Here is a 16,117-nt window from a genome sequence, read left to right as displayed (position 1 = left end):
GGGGTCCGCTTCGCGCCTTACGTATCCCTAACGCAGATCGAGATCGAAAATTATAAATGTCTGATCTCTACAGGTTGATTATGCCAATTATTATTCAAACCGTCCGCATACCATACTGGCGCTTCAATCAATTCGTTTAGGTCGGCATTATCTAAAGTAGAAATCGCAACACTTACAAACGCTCCGCCAATTTCTTCGATATATCCTTTTGAGAAAGTTCTAACACCACAGTTTTTACAAAAATGATGTTTGCTACTTTTTGTATTAAATTCGTAAAAGCTGAGACTATCTTCTCCACTCAATAAACGAAATGATTCAGGTTTAACTATGATGGACCAGTTTCGGACTTTTCTGCAGAAGGAACAGTTACATCTGCCTGTGCCAGCGCTTAAATCTAAATCTGCTTCGTAACGAACTGCACCGCAATGACAACTTCCAGAATATTTTTTGAGGCTCATATATAACTCCTTTTCGGACCATGTATCTAGATCGAAATCTCCGATCCGTATACGAGTAATAATACTATCTAAACATGACAGAATTTGTCATATTTAGAAATTGAATTCAGAAAAAATTGAAACCTCTCTGATTCAGATCCTTGGATCAATCGTGCGAAAATCAAAAGATCCAATATCCATAGAAAGAAAAGACAATTGATCTTGCGGTGTAAACTTTAACTCCAGTAGGTCTTAGAATCTCCCAAATTCCGAGCAGTGTTTACTTGTTTTCGGGCAGCCTATCCAGTTTGGCCAAGTTATTTTTCCAGGAATAGGATTGACCTAATTTTGTAGCAATCGTTACAATGATTCAAAAGATAACTATTCCACTGAGATCGGACGATAGCTCAAGGAATGGATAAATAGTCCGAATCGATATATAATATCTTTTTTATATTCTCTAATGAGCGGTGAAAATCAAAAGGATGGAGAAAGAAAAATCGAAAATCCAGATCGATTTTATATTAGGAGAATATTATGGGCCAAGCGACATCCACTAGAGTCCAGCCAAAAATACGTAAACCGAAATTCCCTTTGGAAGATATTGCAAAGGAAAGAGGTTTCGGCAAAAACATCCCATTCTTTACGGCATTTCTTTCCAGCTTAAGTGTATTATTTCCGGAAGGAGAACGTTTCTTTATACGTTCAGTAAAAGCATTCAGCGAAGTTGTTGATCCTGCGTTAAGAAATGAAATCAAAGCATTTGCAGGGCAAGAAGCAGTCCACGGAAATGTTCATGATAAAATGAATGAAAGATTTGTGGAGATCGGTTTAGATTTCCGCAGTCATGAAAAAATGTTTTGCTGGTTATTCTTTGACGTATTAGAAAAAAATATTCTGAAACTTTTTCCTGTTTGGGGTAAAAGACTTGCTCTATCGATCACTGCAGCAGCGGAACATTTTACTGCAACTCTCGGAAGATTTTTACTTTCTCTCCCTGAAAAACGTGTAGCTTGGATCGATCCGATTAGCTGGAAAGTAATCGAATGGCACGCATTGGAAGAATTAGAGCATAAAGCTGTGGCATATGACGTTTATCGTGCTTCCGGAGGAGGGTATTTTACTCGGATTCTTGGAATGACTATCGCAGTTCAACTTCTGGGCCTGCTTGCCATAGTTGGCACAATCAGAGCTCTATTCTATTTTGGTATTCCAAATCCAAGCCAAGTCGTTAGAGACATTCGTTTCTTCTTCGGTTTTCCAGGCTTTGCTTGGGCTGTGATCTTTTATATTTTAGAATATTATATCCCTGGATTCCATCCGAACGACCAAGACGATCACAAACTTCTGGAAAAGTTTGAAAAAGTCATGACCGCTCACGGGTATTAAAAATTAATTCATATTATTCTTTCGGAATATAAATTAAACATTCTGAAAGAATAATATTCCTGGCCTAATCGGCCCTTCTTCCTTTAAAACTCTCCACTTTGTCTCAATTTTTCGATCAAAGCTTCCGTAGCAATTTTAAACATTCCTTCTGATATATTCGTATCATTGTCCAAATACCGATCCGAAATGGAACTTTCTATCTTTTCCGCCCAAATGATCTTTCCGGTTAGAACGTCTGTACATCGAACGGAAAAGAAAATATCCGCCGGTTTACCCTTCCCCAACAATTTAGCTGAAAAATCTTCCACAAAGATCAAACGATCCGCTTCTAATAATTTACCTAATTTTAGTCTGGTATTTTCGGTAATTCCGGAATTTGATAATTGGATCTCGGAAATTACCTTATCCAGGCGCTTTCTCTCAACCAAGGATAATCCATTCTCCAAGAAACCGCTTTGCAGACTTGTATACAGAAGATTATTCCAATTTTGCGAATCGTTAACCCGCTGATCCAAAAATAGTAATGCATAATTGTGATTCCGAGTCCGAAAAAACCGGGAAGCCAAATTTGTAACTGAGGAAACTTCATTAATGAAATCGTATTCGAATTGAGAATAAGCCGCCCTCATTATCGTAAAAGTTTTTGGCGAAGTGGAATGATCGATCTTATCATTAAACAGAGAAAGTATCGGAGCCAAAAGGATAGGATACCATCCCATAAAGGAACGATGCTCCACCGGATATTTATAAATTTTTAATACTTCTTCCTTCTCAGTGTCTACAATTTCAAAATATATGGTTCCGTATGTGCGATAGATAAACGGCACAAATCCGAACGTTAGAATTCCGGCAATCATAGTAACGACTGGGCTTTTCACTTCATCAACGGTAGATCTGATCCTGATCTTTATATTTGCATTCGGGTCCACTACGAACTTGGAACTTCTGCGAAACTGCGAAATAATCTCTTGAGACGAATATCCGGCGATATCGTCCGCTTTTACATTTACCCCTGTTCCTTTCTCTCGAAGTTGTTTTACCGCTTCTACATAAGTTTGAGGTCGAAATTCCAATCGAATTGGTAGGACTTCCAACTTCTTGTCGGAACTACGAAAGATCGTTTTTACTCCATACCCGTCTCCCTGGACATTAGAATGGTGCATATAACATGAGCAGAATAAAATCGAGAGCCCAAATAGAATGATCAATCTTTTCATTACAATCCTTTCTAATACACGAGCATCTAACGTATCTAGTATATCCGATTTTGCATCTTTTCGGACAAATCTAAGGTTAAATCCCGAACGACAACGTATTGAGATATAAAGGGATAACAAGCAATTTTCTCGGAAATAAATTATAAGAACTCGTTCAACTCGATTGAAAATGCCTTATACAGTTCCATATTCCTAATACACCAAAAATCCGCCTTGCACGAAATATACGAACATGGTAAGATCAGCTTCATTCTGGAAATTTAAAGTGAAACGCGCATCTATTATCTTCTCTATCTTACTCATATTCTTACAAGTCCAATGCGGGACTTATTTTTTATATGATTCTGCGCAAAAAGATAAAGCTGACAAATCGGATAATAGCCCACTGCTTGCCTTATTAGGAGGATCGACCCATTTGATAGTGGAACCGGTAAGTTGGCTAGGTTTTCCTTCTTCCCCGGTAATTTTTAAAGCAGGTGCTACCGGTAGCTATTCTGTTGGTATCCAATATCCGTATTCCGGTTGCCCTACCTCTCAAACGTTCAATATTGAAACGATTACCAACGGTGTTCCTTTAGATTTTCTTAGCTGTCCAATTTTTTATTTCGACGGTTGTGGTATCTTAAATCCTACCATTTGTAATGTTTCAGGATCCACGGCTGGCAAAGCAAATGTAATCTATCGAATACCATCCTATCAAGATACGGCTCCTTTTCCAGGAGTGCATGTGAACCAAATCATAGGAGTTGTGCAAGTTCAAGTAATTCCATAAGAAAGGTCTGGCGTTCCCGCGATTAGGAACGCCTAAAACAAAGCCTATAATCAAACCTTCGAAGTTTTCCATCCACCTTTTCGGAATAACCAAAGAGTGAAAAGTCCGACAGAAGTTTCTGTGATCATACTTGCCCAGAATACTCCAGAGTATCCGTATGAAAGAACCTTCGCCAAAACATAAGCGAATGGAATTTGGAACATCCAAAAAAAGACCAGATTGATTAATGTAGGAGTCATTGTATCACCTGCACCATTAAACGCCTGAACGCTTACCATCCACCAAGCATATACAAAATAAGAATAGGATACTATCCCTAACCATTCAGAACCGATAGAGATTACTTTGGCATCATCAGTAAAGATCGATACAAGAGATTCCCTGAAAATAAAATAGCAGATGGAAACTCCGATCAGAAAAACCATATTCCATACACCTACAATCCAAACGGATTTTTCAGCACGATCAGGTCTTCCTGCACCTAAGTTTTGCCCAACTAAAGTCGCAACAGCGTTGGACATTCCCCAAGAAGGCATGAGAGTAAACATCATGATCCGAAGAGCGATTGTAGCTCCAGCTACTGCTTCACTTCCGAATTCGGAAATAATTCTCACAAGAAAGATCCAAGAAGTCATTCCTATAATAGTTTGCCCAATCCCGCCAAGAGAAGTCTTAACTATATCCGAAATGATTTCCCAATGAACGCTGATCTGAGAACGAAGCACTCTAATATGATTTCCACCTTTTAGAAGAAGATAGATTTGAAATAGAACTCCGACTCCCCTTCCGATATTTGTGGCGATGGCAGCACCTTCTATCCCCATAGCCGGAACTGGACCAAAACCGAAGATAAAGATCGGATCCAGGATCATGTTTAGACCATTAGAAATCCATAAAACTCTCATTGCGATCGCTGCATCCCCCGCGCCTCTAAAAACCGCATTGAGTCCGAACAAAAGCATGATTACGATATTTCCGCCGAAGATCCATTGTGTATAACGGGACCCATGCTCCACGACCCAGGGATCTCCTCCCATGAGTATAAGAAGATCTTTCGCAAACCAAACTCCGAAGATAGCGAAAGGTAATGAAACAAGTATAGAAAGGAAAACAGATTGAACTGCGGCAATCCCAGCTTGCTCCTTATCTCCTTCTCCGATCCTTCTTGCGATAATCGCGGTCACTGCAGTGGACATTCCAATAGCGAGAGAATAAAGAAGGAACAAATACGTTTCCGTAAGCCCAACCGCAGCAACAGCAGAAGGACCTAAAGAACCTACAAAATAAATGTCAACGACTGCAAATGCAGACTCCATGACCAATTCTAAAACCATTGGAACAGAGAGTAAAAAAACGGCCTTACCAAGCGAAATTTGAGTATAATCCGCTTCTGTTCCAGTAAGTGCTTTTCGTAATTCCCGCCAAAGTGAAGTTTTTTCTGATTCTAACTTTGAGTTTTTTTGTATAGCTTCCATCCAAGTACCTTTGCAATCAATGTGTGATTGATCTGCAAAGAAAAGCAAGGCACTTTATAGGAGGAAATGATTCAATTGTGTTTTCTAGATTGTGGTCGGGCTACACAAAGTCACATCTTCAGCTTTAACCGATATCACAGCTCATCCTACTTCAAAATTTAAGGTATGCCCGAAAAATAGAAAATAAGCCTTTCAGTTTAAATTATTTACGAAATTATATTTCTTTAAAATATTCTTCTTCAAATGTCTCTTTCCTTCCTAGAGGTAGCCGAGCGAGCCTTGCACGAAACAAAACAGCCGATGACTGCGACCGAAATGTGGGCGCATGCAGAAAAGAAAAAATGGAAGACTGATTCGGTGGGAAAGACCCCAGAAGCTTCTATTTCTGCACAAATCTACCTTAGTCTCAAAAACAACCCACGTTCTCCGTTTCAAAAAGTAAGTAAACATCCAACTCGATTTGCACTTACTGGATGGGGTGATATGATACGTACTCAAATCCTAAAATTAGAATCTTATGCTTTAGAAGATGAAAATTCGCCTTTAAATGAGCGTAGTCTTCATCCTCATTTAGCCAAATTCGTTTACTCAAACTCACATTTTAATGCTTACGTAAAAACTATTCATCACGAAATTTCAAGTAGAAGCCCAAAAGGTGCGAATAGATGGCTTCATCCGGATTTAGTTGGAGTTCATTTTACATTTGAAGATTATGAAACTGAAACACAAATCATTCAATCCTTAACTAAAGCTCCACTTTGTAAGTTCTATTCATTTGAAATGAAGATAAGGCTCGAATACAGCAATTTAAGAGAGGCTTTCTTTCAAGCCGTCTCGAATTCTTCATGGGCTAACGAAGGCTATTTGGTTGCTACGAAAATAAACCAAGAGATTGATTTCAAAGACGAACTTGCAAGACTGAATAAAGCATTTGGAATTGGGATAATCTTACTGGACACAAAAAATCCCGAAGACAGTGAAATCCTTTTTTTGGCTAATCGAAAAGACGAAATCGACTTAGATACCGTTGATAGACTTGCCTTCAGTAACAAGGATTTTAGGGAGTTCCTGAAAAATGTAGAAGAGGATATTAAATTAGGAAAAGTTAAAAGCGAATACGATAAGTGGGATTAATGGATTAGGTCATATCCAATTAAATCATCCAGGTCCCAATGTATCAGAGAACCAATTTGGGACTTTATTTACATCGAAAATCTTCACATGCTTGCCATCCGTGATTTCAGAAAATAAGTAAGCATATTGTTCCGTAGAATCAAATAGGTAAGTACGATCAGATAAGGATACTACTTCCTTTAGGTTTCCTAAACTTGCCTTATACCTACTTCGAATCTTATCTTCCGGAACTCCATGCCCATTTTGGCCTACCCGATTTTCAACTCGATTGATATTGATCTCCGGATCTTCCGTGCAAAAGTAATACAAATATATCTTATATCCATTTGATTTAGCATACTTAATTAAATCGATTTTTCGGTGATCACTCATAACGGTTTCGAATGAAAAAGAAATTTTATTTTTTATCATGGTTAGCCTAAGGAATTCTGCAAGATCTGCTGCAATATATGAATCAATAATCTGACTTGGAATTACTTCTAAGTGTCCATCTCGACATTCAAATGATTCCCATAAATTTGGCTGACTACTTTTGATTGGTGAAAATTGAGATTTTTTAAAGTAATCCTGTATTTCCTCGGTCGAAACAGAAATCTTATAATGAGCGAAATTTAATATTCGGTCTTTTTTAAGAAGGGCTTCAATATCATCGGCGTTGATATAAACTCCTAATTTTATATTCTCTCCGAATTCCGGAAAATTTTGAATGAATGTTGTTTTACCCGATCCATTAGGCCCAGCAAAAATGCGAAGTCGAATTTTCGCCATTTTTAAGAAAGATCGTACTCTGCTGGAAAATTCAATCTTCTTGGTGGGAGCGATCTTACGAAAATTTCTCTTCCATCTGGAGTTCTGCGAAAAAGCTCATTTCCTCTGCGAATAAGTACATCTTGATTATTTTCTTTTGCTTTTTCTTTCGCATTCACAGAAGCCAATACAACCGCACCTAGAAGTGCTCCTAAGGCAATCTCTGTATTATTTGCTTTGCGATCTTTTAAAAGAGCTGTTAATCCCGCTCCTAAAAGACCACCTGCTATAATATTCTCAAGAATTTTGTCGTCTTCTTGGTCCATACTTCTAAGCTTCCAACTTTTAGACGAATTGTCAAGCGAACATAGCTCTATAAGCAAAGATTATCAAAAGCTTTACTCCGCCTTCTCGATGAGTGGCCCCCAACCATCGGGAAGAATACCTTTTTCGCGCATCCAAGCCAATGCTCCATCCACACGATCTTTGTATTTTATCTTTTCAGGCGCCCAATTCAAAAAATCTTCTTTTAAAAGTGTATCTACAATTGGCTCGGCTTTGATAATTCGGTTATTCCATACTGCATACAAAGTCGAAACAATCTCAACTTGCTCGAAATCTGCTTTTCTAAATAATTGAATCAAGCCATTGATACCGCTCAATTCTTCCTTAGAAAAATAATTGTAAGTCTTTGTAGAACTATCATGCTTCTCTCCAGGCTTGAAGAAAAACTGTTTTCCTTTTTTCAATCTTAGAAACCAACGATCTCTCTCGATTTGCTGGAAAAAATTAATAGTAAACTTATTATCATAAGGTCCAGCTACCTTCTGAATGTAATGTTGACCAAAGTTTCTTTTGAGAACATGGTATTCGCTTAAATGTAATAGTTTTTCGAATTTCACGTCTCCCAAATTGGAGTCTTCTAAACTTTGGTTGATGATATAGGACCCGAGGACTTTGCGCTTAAGGAAAAATTTTTCTTCTTTTTCCAGATTCAATGAGATTGAATTAACCTTTGGTTTTTTAGATTTTTCTGTAGTTCGTCTCTTTTTCGATATAGTTTCTGGAGCTATATCTGATCGCAATGATTTGGATTCACTTAATATAACAGTTTCTTTTGCAAATGTCAGTTCTCCTCGGAATGCTTTCTGGCTTAAGGAGAAATACAAGGATTCAAAATTCCGGAGACTTTCAATATATTGAACCTTTTGTTTATTTAGATTTATAACAAAATCAGCAAATTGATTTTGTTCGGAAATCTCCGGAATTCCTAAAGTCAGATCCTCTATTTTACTTGGTGAAGTATGTCGTACTTTGGTACCTGTGGCTTTGGAATGAATCAAAGTACGAACCTTGTAAAAATTAAAGAGGTGAAAAAGGAAAATCTTATTTGCTTTATCACCCTTAAGCTCAACCAATCCCAACCGTTGATTATGTAAATAGACTCCCGGACCTGGCACAATCAAAGGGCTACCGAGGAGTCCGGACGTCTGTTCAGTCATCGCGATCAGCAAATCTCCTTTTTCCAATATGTAGCCGCTAGGAATAGGTCCAACATAATATTTCTGCTTATCACCTCTGTCTCGATATCCACCACTTTCAAAGAAATTACCTGGCGTCAATAAGACGTATTCGCCGCGATCAGAGAAATATTCACCCTGGAAAGCATGACCATGTTTAATTTTTAAGACTTCCCCTAACCGCTTCACCTCCCATCCCTTCTCATTCTTCACAGGATCCCCGAACATCTCCAAAAACTGGCTCTTGACCAGCTCATCCAATAAACGAATGCTTTCTTTGCGTTTTGCAATCAAAGTCTCAGCTTGGCTGAGAATCTCAGCGATTTGGATTTGTTTGGAGAGAGGCGGGAGAGGAATTGCAATTTTCTCTACTTCTTTTTTAGAAATTCCCTGGATAGTGGCACCACGAGTACGGCTCCGAAGCTTAGGAAGCTCTTCTTTCAACATCCTTATACAATAATTCACATCCACAATTTCTTCGTTGAGTATTAAACCCAGACAGTCTTGGCTAAAACATAAATCGAAAGGTGCAATTGCCGCCTTACCTACGCCAACTCGATTCACGATAATCAGGGAACCTCTGGGAACAAGTTTGGCAGCCGAGTTTTTAAGCCCTTCCTCAGTAATATATCGAGTAATACTTATGCATCCAAATTCATCAATGTCGGCACTGCTAATCCATGGAATATTTCCATTCCAATATGAATGAATTTCTTTGGAAGGCGTTCCTCCATGATAAATCTTATCAGATAATTGAGACAAACACGCGAACTTCATTTTAACAACATTTACCCAACCAAAATCCTAAACAACTTTAGATTAATATAATAATTCGAACGCCCTAACTTTTCTTTTTTGAGAAAACCTTTCTCGCAAAGTTCATCTAAATACTTAGAAGCAGTTATCCGATTTACTTTTAGATCCTTCTCAATGAATTCGATCTTCGTATAAGGATGATAGAATAGATTATTGATCAGGTCCTGGCTATAAAACTTACAAGAACTCCGGATCCTTTGTTTATAATCCTGCATTGCTACTTTGATCTGCAGAATAGTTTGGATGGTTTGTTTAGAAGTTTCTTCTATTCCTTGGACCATATACAAAATCCATCCTTCCCAATCTCCTCTGTCTCGTACTGCCTGAAGTCGGGTATAATACTCCGATTTATTTCGAATAATATACCGACTTAAATACAAGATAGGCAGGCTCAATAAGTCTTTTAAAACTAAATATAGAATATTCAAAATTCTTCCCGTTCTACCGTTCCCATCATAGAACGGATGAATACTTTCAAATTGGTAATGAATGACCGCCATCTTGATTAAAACATCAACCTCGGACAAATCGTCATCATTGATATATTGTTCCAGATTTTTCATGAGAGTCTGGATCTCCTCCAAGGTTTGGGGAGGAGTATAAACAATTTCTCCTGTAGATTGGTTCTTTAAGGTAGTCCCCGGAACTTTTCTATATCCCGCCGAATTATTTTCCAATTCCTCTTGGATGTTTAGAATATGATTTTCCGTAAGGATTTGATGAGTCCTTACAAGCTCGAATCCTTTTTTCAAAGCGGAAGCATATCTTGCGACCTCCTTTGCAGAAGGATGAGGATCTCCGTCCAGAAATAATTCTTCCTTAAAAAGCTCGTCATGAGTCGTGATGATATTCTCTACCTCGGAACTATCCTTAGCCTCCTGTAGAGATAGAGTATGGATCAGAATATTCTGATTCGGAATACTCCCAGACACCCCCTTTAATTCCGCCAGATAACGCTGTGCCTGGGAAACCGCACGGAGAATCGGCTTTGTTTCCAGATCGATTTTCGGAGGAAGGATCGGGAGCAGAAATGGCTGTTTTTTATACGCTTCCATTTAATATGTATAAAATATGCATTTTTTTATACATATTGAGAATGATATGTAAACATTTTTTGAAAAAACGAACATATTAAAGCCTGGATTTGAGCTCTTTTAACCCGGTTTGGATCTGCCCTTCTAAGATCTCTAGCTTTTCCAGGATCAGCTTGGGGGATTCGTATTCGATCTCTTCGTAGACTTCTTCCTTATATTTGTTTAAGGAAAGATCGTATTTACTTTCCTCCGGTTTAACTCCTGTGATTTCCTTTTTTGGAACAAAGAAAGCTCTTTCGGTTCGTTTTGTATCTTTCTTTGGATCCCTAGATTGGAATCGAGCAACAATGTCCATGAGATCGCTTTGTTCGATCTTGGTTCTCTTATCATCCAAACTATACCCGTCTGCCAGCATCTCATAGAACCAGGTATGTTCCGTTTCTCCACCCTTGGTAAAAATTAAAATAGCGGTGCTCACTCCGGCATAAGGTTTAAAGACGCCACTCGGTAATGTGATTACTGCTTTTAGCTCAGATTCTTCTATTAGCTTTTTACGAAGAGCTACAAACGCCTTTCCACTTCCGAAAAGTACACCTTGAGGAACAATGACTCCTGCAGTTCCTCCCAATCGAAGCATATTAAAAATTCTTTCTACGAATAAAAGTTCCGACTTGGTCGTCGGCAAGGTAAGATTCTCATTAATATCTCCCTTATCTATATTTCCCGTAAAGGGAGGGTTTGCGAGTACGATATCATATTGTTTGTCTTCATTGAATTTTTTACTCAATGTATCTTTATAATCAATATGGGGTTCATCAATTCCATGCATCATGAGATTCATTAAACCGAGTCGCACCATAGTGGTATCGATATCGTATCCGTAAAAACTATCGTCTAAAATGGATTTTACTTTTTTATCTACAGCAGAACTTAAAGCCCCTCTCTCAAATCCATCCTCATCTTTTACAATTTTTTTCGGATCTTTCTTTCGAATATAATCCGTGAGCATAAATTGGTATGCTCCAAGTAAAAACCCTCCTGTTCCACAGGCTGGATCTGCAACTCGTTGCCCAAGCTGAGGAGCAACAAGTTCCGCAATCAATTTGATGATATGCCTAGGAGTTCTGAATTGCCCGTTCTTTCCAGCAGTTGCAATTTCACTCAATAGCATCTCATAGACATCTCCTTGGATATCCTGAAATGCATGTCCTCCTTCATTAGCGTCCTTTTCGATCTCAGCGAAAATGGATTCTATGATTTGGATCGCCTCCGTCAACAGGGAAGCCTTTGGCATAATGAAAACTGCATTTTGCATATGATGCGTAAACGGAGACGCGTCTCCATTCAGCTCTTTTAAGAAGGGGAAAACTTTGGTTTGGATATGAAGAAGAGTTTCATCCGCAGTAAAATGTTTAAATTCACTCCAGCGAAGCTTTTTCTTATCAATGAGCTCGTTACTACCTGGAACCTTAAACTTTCCGCTAAATCTGGATTTATATTTTTCTCCTGTAAATTCTGCATCTCTTTCTCGCTTGGTCTCCAGATCATCCAAACGTTTCATAAATATTAGATAAGTGATCTGCTCGATTGCAGTTAATGGATTACTGATCCCTCCGCTCCAAAAATTATTCCAGAGCTTATCTATGAGTGATTTTAATTGGGGATTATTTTGTAACATTAAGCGGCGATTACCTTATCAGCTAATTCCAGGATTTCTTCGATCTCTTTCGGATCAAAAATTCCACGTACCCCTTCCGGATGCAGAAGTGTAAAAGGAGATTCGATTAGATTCCTTTTTTGAAGTTCTCCTTTTTCCAGGATATAACTTTTCAAAAGATCCATAAACTGCAACTGACGACTCGTTAAATAACTGTGGTTTTGGATAAAAACTTCAAAAGCTTTAGTTACAGTTTCTGAAAAACTCTCTAGAATTTCAATCCCAAGGATATGTTTAATAAATTGTACTAACTCCGCTTTTCGGTGATTATAAACTCTTCTCAACAAATCAATCGTGATATGAGGATGCTCATTATAAAGCTCTTCCGCTAAAATCTCCGTTTCTTCGTCCGAGATCTCCTGGCCCTGTTTGATCTTTTTCAAAATAGGACTTTTAGAAACCAGTTCATTCACTTTTACTTCCACAAGTTCCCGGTATTTCGCAACGCTCAATGCCTCATGGGATGGACCGAACTCTACAAATTCCTTTTCAATAACGATATCTTTCAAATCGAACTTGGCAGGCCCTAATATAGGGACTTTTTCAATCTGTTTCATTAAAGGGGATAGGTGATGGATAAGAAGGTCGAATTTCTCTTCGTTGATCGTAATCCAAAAATGGTTCGTTTGAGCAGTTCGAATCAATTCTTCCTCTTTCGCAACCGTATTCACAGTAAGAGGTAATCGTCCAATTTCCTCCACGATCGAAGACTTTAATGTCTCAAATTTATCCATTTCTGCGGAAAGAAAAGAAAGAGAAGCTTCCACAATATCCTTTTCAAATCGCATTGCCTTGAAATCTGCATCCGAAACCGTACGGAATAACGGTTGTACAATCGAACGTAAAAATTCTATTTTTTCCGGACTCAAATGATTCCAAAAATTCTTATCTTCCAGTCTCTGAAGTTCATTCTGAGCTTCTATAATGACGACGGATGATTTTGGAAGAGAGGAAATTTGCTTTCGTAAATTGTGGATTTCATTTTTCAGAATCGAATTCTCGCCTAACTCAATTGCTTTTGCAATCTTATCTAATCGAAGTCCAAAAAGCCGGACTGGCAAAGGAATTTGAGGATTCCCAGTCTTTCCTTTTGGATTTAGCTTAAAGTATTCGAAATTATCCCAACAATCTAAAACCAAGAAGGACGATTTTTCAGGACACCATGGTTTGATCTTATCATTTTCTAAAAGGCGGGTTCCACGACCGATCATTTGCCAGAATTTTGTATAAGAGTAAACAGGTTTTGCAAAAACAAGATTCACAATTTCTCTTACATCGATTCCTGTATCCAGCATATCTACACTGATCGCAATCCTTGGCATATTTTGACGAGTAAATTGATCGAGTAACCCACCGGTTCCATGAACTCTTGGATCATCACTGACTAAAACTTTCGCGATCTCTCCTTTGTATTCCGGATAAAGAGAGTCGAAAATTTCCTCAATCCTTCTCGCATGAGCCTTTGTCATGCAAAAGAAGATCGTTTTCCCTGGAAGGACCCCATCCGGATCTTTGATACATTCTTCCATGAATTCTCTAACGATCAAAGAATTGGTCCCCTTATTAATAACCTTTTTTTCTAGATCCGTCCCTTCAAAATTGATTTCGGCTACTTCTTTTCCTTCTATGATTAACTTCCGCTGGTCTTCCAAAGAAATAGTTCGCTTGCTTATACCTTCCGTTTGAAATTTGGATTTAATTTTCATTACCTGAAAATCGCATAAGTAAGGAGGAATATGATTCACTGCTTCCTCGTAGGAATAAGCAAATGTGGGAACCCCATCTTCACATTCAAATAACTGAAATGTATTATGATCAATTACATCTGTTGGAGTTGCAGTAAGCCCTAATGTAATCGTATTAAAATAATTTAAAATTTCCTGGTATGTATTGTAGATACTACGATGGCTTTCATCTACAACGACTAAATCAAAAAAATGAGGGCTAAGACTCGTATTTTCGTCACGAATAATATTTAACATCGTTGGATATGTAGAAACATAAATCCTACGGTCTGCAGAGATATCTTGCTCTCCTTCTTTTGGCCAAAACGGCTCATTAGGAAGATATTCTTTAAATGCATCCAAAGTTTGCTTCCGAAGCGCAATCCGGTCCACAAGAAAAAGAGTTCTTTCTACCCAACCGAAACGCATAAGAGCATCAACCAATGCCACACAGGTTCTTGTCTTACCAGTACCCGTAGCCATTACCAAGAGAAACTTTCTTCGCTTCTTTTCAACGACCTCCATCACCGCTCGAATCGAGGCTATTTGATATTCCCGACCAGCAATTTTAGTATTAATGGATTCACTCGCCAATGGTTTACGAGCTTTTCTTAGGTAGGAGTAACGCTCTAGATCATCTCGAGATGGGAAACCATAAACTTTCTTGGGAGGGTAATTTTCTAAATCCCAGAAATAAATATCATAACCATTTGTGTAAAAGCAGAATGGGAGTTCTCCTCCATGCCTCTCGCGAATATTATAACAATATTGTTTAGCCTGTTCTCTTCCTTTTGCTGCATCTGTGGAAGTCCGTTTGGCTTCTACAACTGCCAATGGTTTACCGTCTTTTCCAAGTAAAACATAGTCGCTAAATTGGTGGCCTGCATACGAAGATTTCGCCTTCAATGAAGAGGAAGGTTTCACAACTGCAATATCAAACTCCTCTATAACTTGGGTCTTATCGGAAAGATTCCACCCAGCATTCGCTAAGCGAAGGTCAATTATTTCCTTTCTGGTTTGTTTTTCAGTTTTCAAAGGTAAATACAATTCCTCAAACGCAAAGAATCATAACGCTTTCCAAAGTCAAAATTAAGGAATTTTGACATATTAATACAATGTCCCTAAATTCAACTTCAAAATGTAATTCCAAAATTACCAATTAAGTCAATCCTTAGCCCTCAAATGCAAAGTTTTGCCTCTATAATCGAATTAGTAATGGATATACTTTTCGAATCCCAGAAGAGTCTGAATCCTCCAGAGATTCTGGAATATGCTAAGAAAAGGAACTGGATCGCTCATGGCATAGAGGAACTTTCTCTCAGGCAAGTTTCAAGAGCTATTGCAAACGAATTGCTTAAATCAAAGCATCCACTGATTCAGAAAGTAAAAAATGATCCCGATCGAATTTCTTTATCGAAATCGGGAAAATCTGCCTTAAAAATAACACGGAGTTTAAGTTCATTTGCAAATCCACCTCATAAAGAAGAGAGAAATCTCCATGCAATATTTGCTGAGTATGCTAAAAGCAAACTCTACATTGAAAATTTATATACAATTCATCATGAACGATCAACGAAAGAGCGAAGCGGAAAACAAAAATGGTCTCACCCGGATATGGTAGGTGCATTACCATTAGATTCAATACAAGGAAAACGATCTAAAAAACAATCTTACAGAATATATTCCTTCGAATTAAAGATAAATTTAAAATTCAACAATATCAAGGAATCTTTTGCTCAATCGTTTTTCAATTCTTCATGGGCGCATGAAGGATACCTAGTTGCCTCTGATATCGATAGGGAAGAAGAATTTTTTAGCGAACTGCAATTACTTCATAGCGTTTTTGGGATCGGCGTCATTGCGTTAAATCGTTTTGATCCGCATAAAAGTGAAATACTTATTCTATCTGAACAAAGGCGCGAACTAAATCAAATATGGATTGGAAAGATAGCGTCTAAGAACCAAGAATTTGCTCATTTCATTCAGAAATTTTATCCTTAAGTTCGAAACTCCTTTTCCTCCCCTTATAAAACAAAAAAGCCAGAGCTATTAACTCTGGCTTTTTAAATAAACTTCAACAATAGAATATAACTGTGAATTGAGCTGTTGCTGATCATCATATGGATGTTCATGCG

The 16,117-nt window shown here is 38.1% G+C and carries 13 protein-coding genes; 4 read left to right on the top strand and 9 right to left on the bottom strand.

Annotated features, from left to right (window positions below; all coding sequences use genetic code 11):
• Positions 1-50 precede the first annotated feature (50 nt).
• Positions 51-458: a GFA family protein gene (locus tag B1C82_RS02085; protein WP_086445971.1), complete on the bottom strand. Its 408-nt coding sequence runs from the start codon at positions 456-458 to the stop codon at positions 51-53.
• Between the two features lie 516 nt (positions 459-974).
• Here B1C82_RS02085 and B1C82_RS02080 point away from each other — a divergent pair.
• Positions 975-1,826 (top strand): metal-dependent hydrolase, encoded by an 852-nt coding sequence (locus B1C82_RS02080; RefSeq protein ID WP_086445970.1) that lies wholly within the window; start codon positions 975-977, stop codon positions 1,824-1,826.
• Between the two features lie 83 nt (positions 1,827-1,909).
• On the opposite strand, the gene B1C82_RS02075 is transcribed toward B1C82_RS02080, so the two are convergent.
• Positions 1,910-3,163, bottom strand: coding sequence for a hypothetical protein (locus tag B1C82_RS02075; protein WP_086445969.1), 1,254 nt, complete (start codon positions 3,161-3,163; stop codon positions 1,910-1,912).
• 145 nt (positions 3,164-3,308) lie between these two features.
• Between B1C82_RS02075 and B1C82_RS02070 the strand changes: the two genes are divergently transcribed.
• Entirely contained in the window at positions 3,309-3,815 is a 507-nt protein-coding gene (locus B1C82_RS02070; protein WP_234008516.1) for a hypothetical protein, read from the top strand.
• Positions 3,816-3,865: 50 nt separating this feature from the next.
• Here B1C82_RS02070 and B1C82_RS02065 read toward each other — a convergent pair whose 3' ends face one another.
• Complete coding sequence (locus B1C82_RS02065) at positions 3,866-5,290, bottom strand: MATE family efflux transporter (RefSeq protein WP_086446320.1); 1,425 nt, start codon at positions 5,288-5,290, stop codon at positions 3,866-3,868.
• 243 nt (positions 5,291-5,533) lie between these two features.
• Here B1C82_RS02065 and B1C82_RS02060 point away from each other — a divergent pair, with 243 nt between their 5' ends.
• Positions 5,534-6,424 (top strand): HTH domain-containing protein, encoded by an 891-nt coding sequence (locus tag B1C82_RS02060; RefSeq protein ID WP_086445968.1) that lies wholly within the window; start codon positions 5,534-5,536, stop codon positions 6,422-6,424.
• A 24-nt stretch (positions 6,425-6,448) separates the two neighbouring features.
• Here B1C82_RS02060 and B1C82_RS02055 read toward each other — a convergent pair whose 3' ends face one another.
• The 6 genes from B1C82_RS02055 to B1C82_RS02030 all read right to left on the bottom strand — a co-directional run bounded on the left by B1C82_RS02055 (position 6,449) and on the right by B1C82_RS02030 (position 15,017).
• Complete coding sequence (locus B1C82_RS02055) at positions 6,449-7,192, bottom strand: ATPase (RefSeq protein ID WP_086445967.1); 744 nt, start codon at positions 7,190-7,192, stop codon at positions 6,449-6,451.
• A 2-nt stretch (positions 7,193-7,194) separates the two neighbouring features.
• Entirely contained in the window at positions 7,195-7,497 is a 303-nt protein-coding gene (locus B1C82_RS02050; RefSeq protein WP_086445966.1) for a hypothetical protein, read from the bottom strand.
• Between the two features lie 72 nt (positions 7,498-7,569).
• Positions 7,570-9,453, bottom strand: a complete 1,884-nt coding sequence (locus B1C82_RS02045) for a restriction endonuclease subunit S (protein WP_157894090.1) — start codon at positions 9,451-9,453, stop codon at positions 7,570-7,572.
• Between the two features lie 26 nt (positions 9,454-9,479).
• Positions 9,480-10,562, bottom strand: coding sequence for a Fic family protein (locus tag B1C82_RS02040; RefSeq protein ID WP_086445964.1), 1,083 nt, complete (start codon positions 10,560-10,562; stop codon positions 9,480-9,482).
• A gap of 76 nt (positions 10,563-10,638) precedes the next feature.
• The gene (locus B1C82_RS02035) at positions 10,639-12,219 is read right to left on the bottom strand and encodes a type I restriction-modification system subunit M (RefSeq protein ID WP_086445963.1); all 1,581 of its coding nucleotides are present in this window, start codon (positions 12,217-12,219) and stop codon (positions 10,639-10,641) included.
• On the bottom strand, positions 12,219-15,017 hold the full coding sequence (locus B1C82_RS02030) for a type I restriction endonuclease subunit R (protein WP_086446319.1): 2,799 nt from the start codon (positions 15,015-15,017) through the stop codon (positions 12,219-12,221). Before B1C82_RS02030 ends, B1C82_RS02035 begins: the two co-directional genes overlap by 1 nt.
• Before the next feature lie 180 nt (positions 15,018-15,197).
• Here B1C82_RS02030 and B1C82_RS02025 point away from each other — a divergent pair, with 180 nt between their 5' ends.
• On the top strand, positions 15,198-15,983 hold the full coding sequence (locus B1C82_RS02025; RefSeq protein WP_086478633.1) for a hypothetical protein: 786 nt from the start codon (positions 15,198-15,200) through the stop codon (positions 15,981-15,983).
• Positions 15,984-16,117 lie beyond the last annotated feature (134 nt).

Source organism: Leptospira venezuelensis (assembly GCF_002150035.1).
In the GTDB taxonomy this organism is placed as follows: Bacteria; Spirochaetota; Leptospiria; order Leptospirales; family Leptospiraceae; genus Leptospira_B; species Leptospira_B venezuelensis.
Note: the sequence above shows the minus strand (reverse complement) of the source record. Positions and strands in the feature narration are given on the sequence as shown.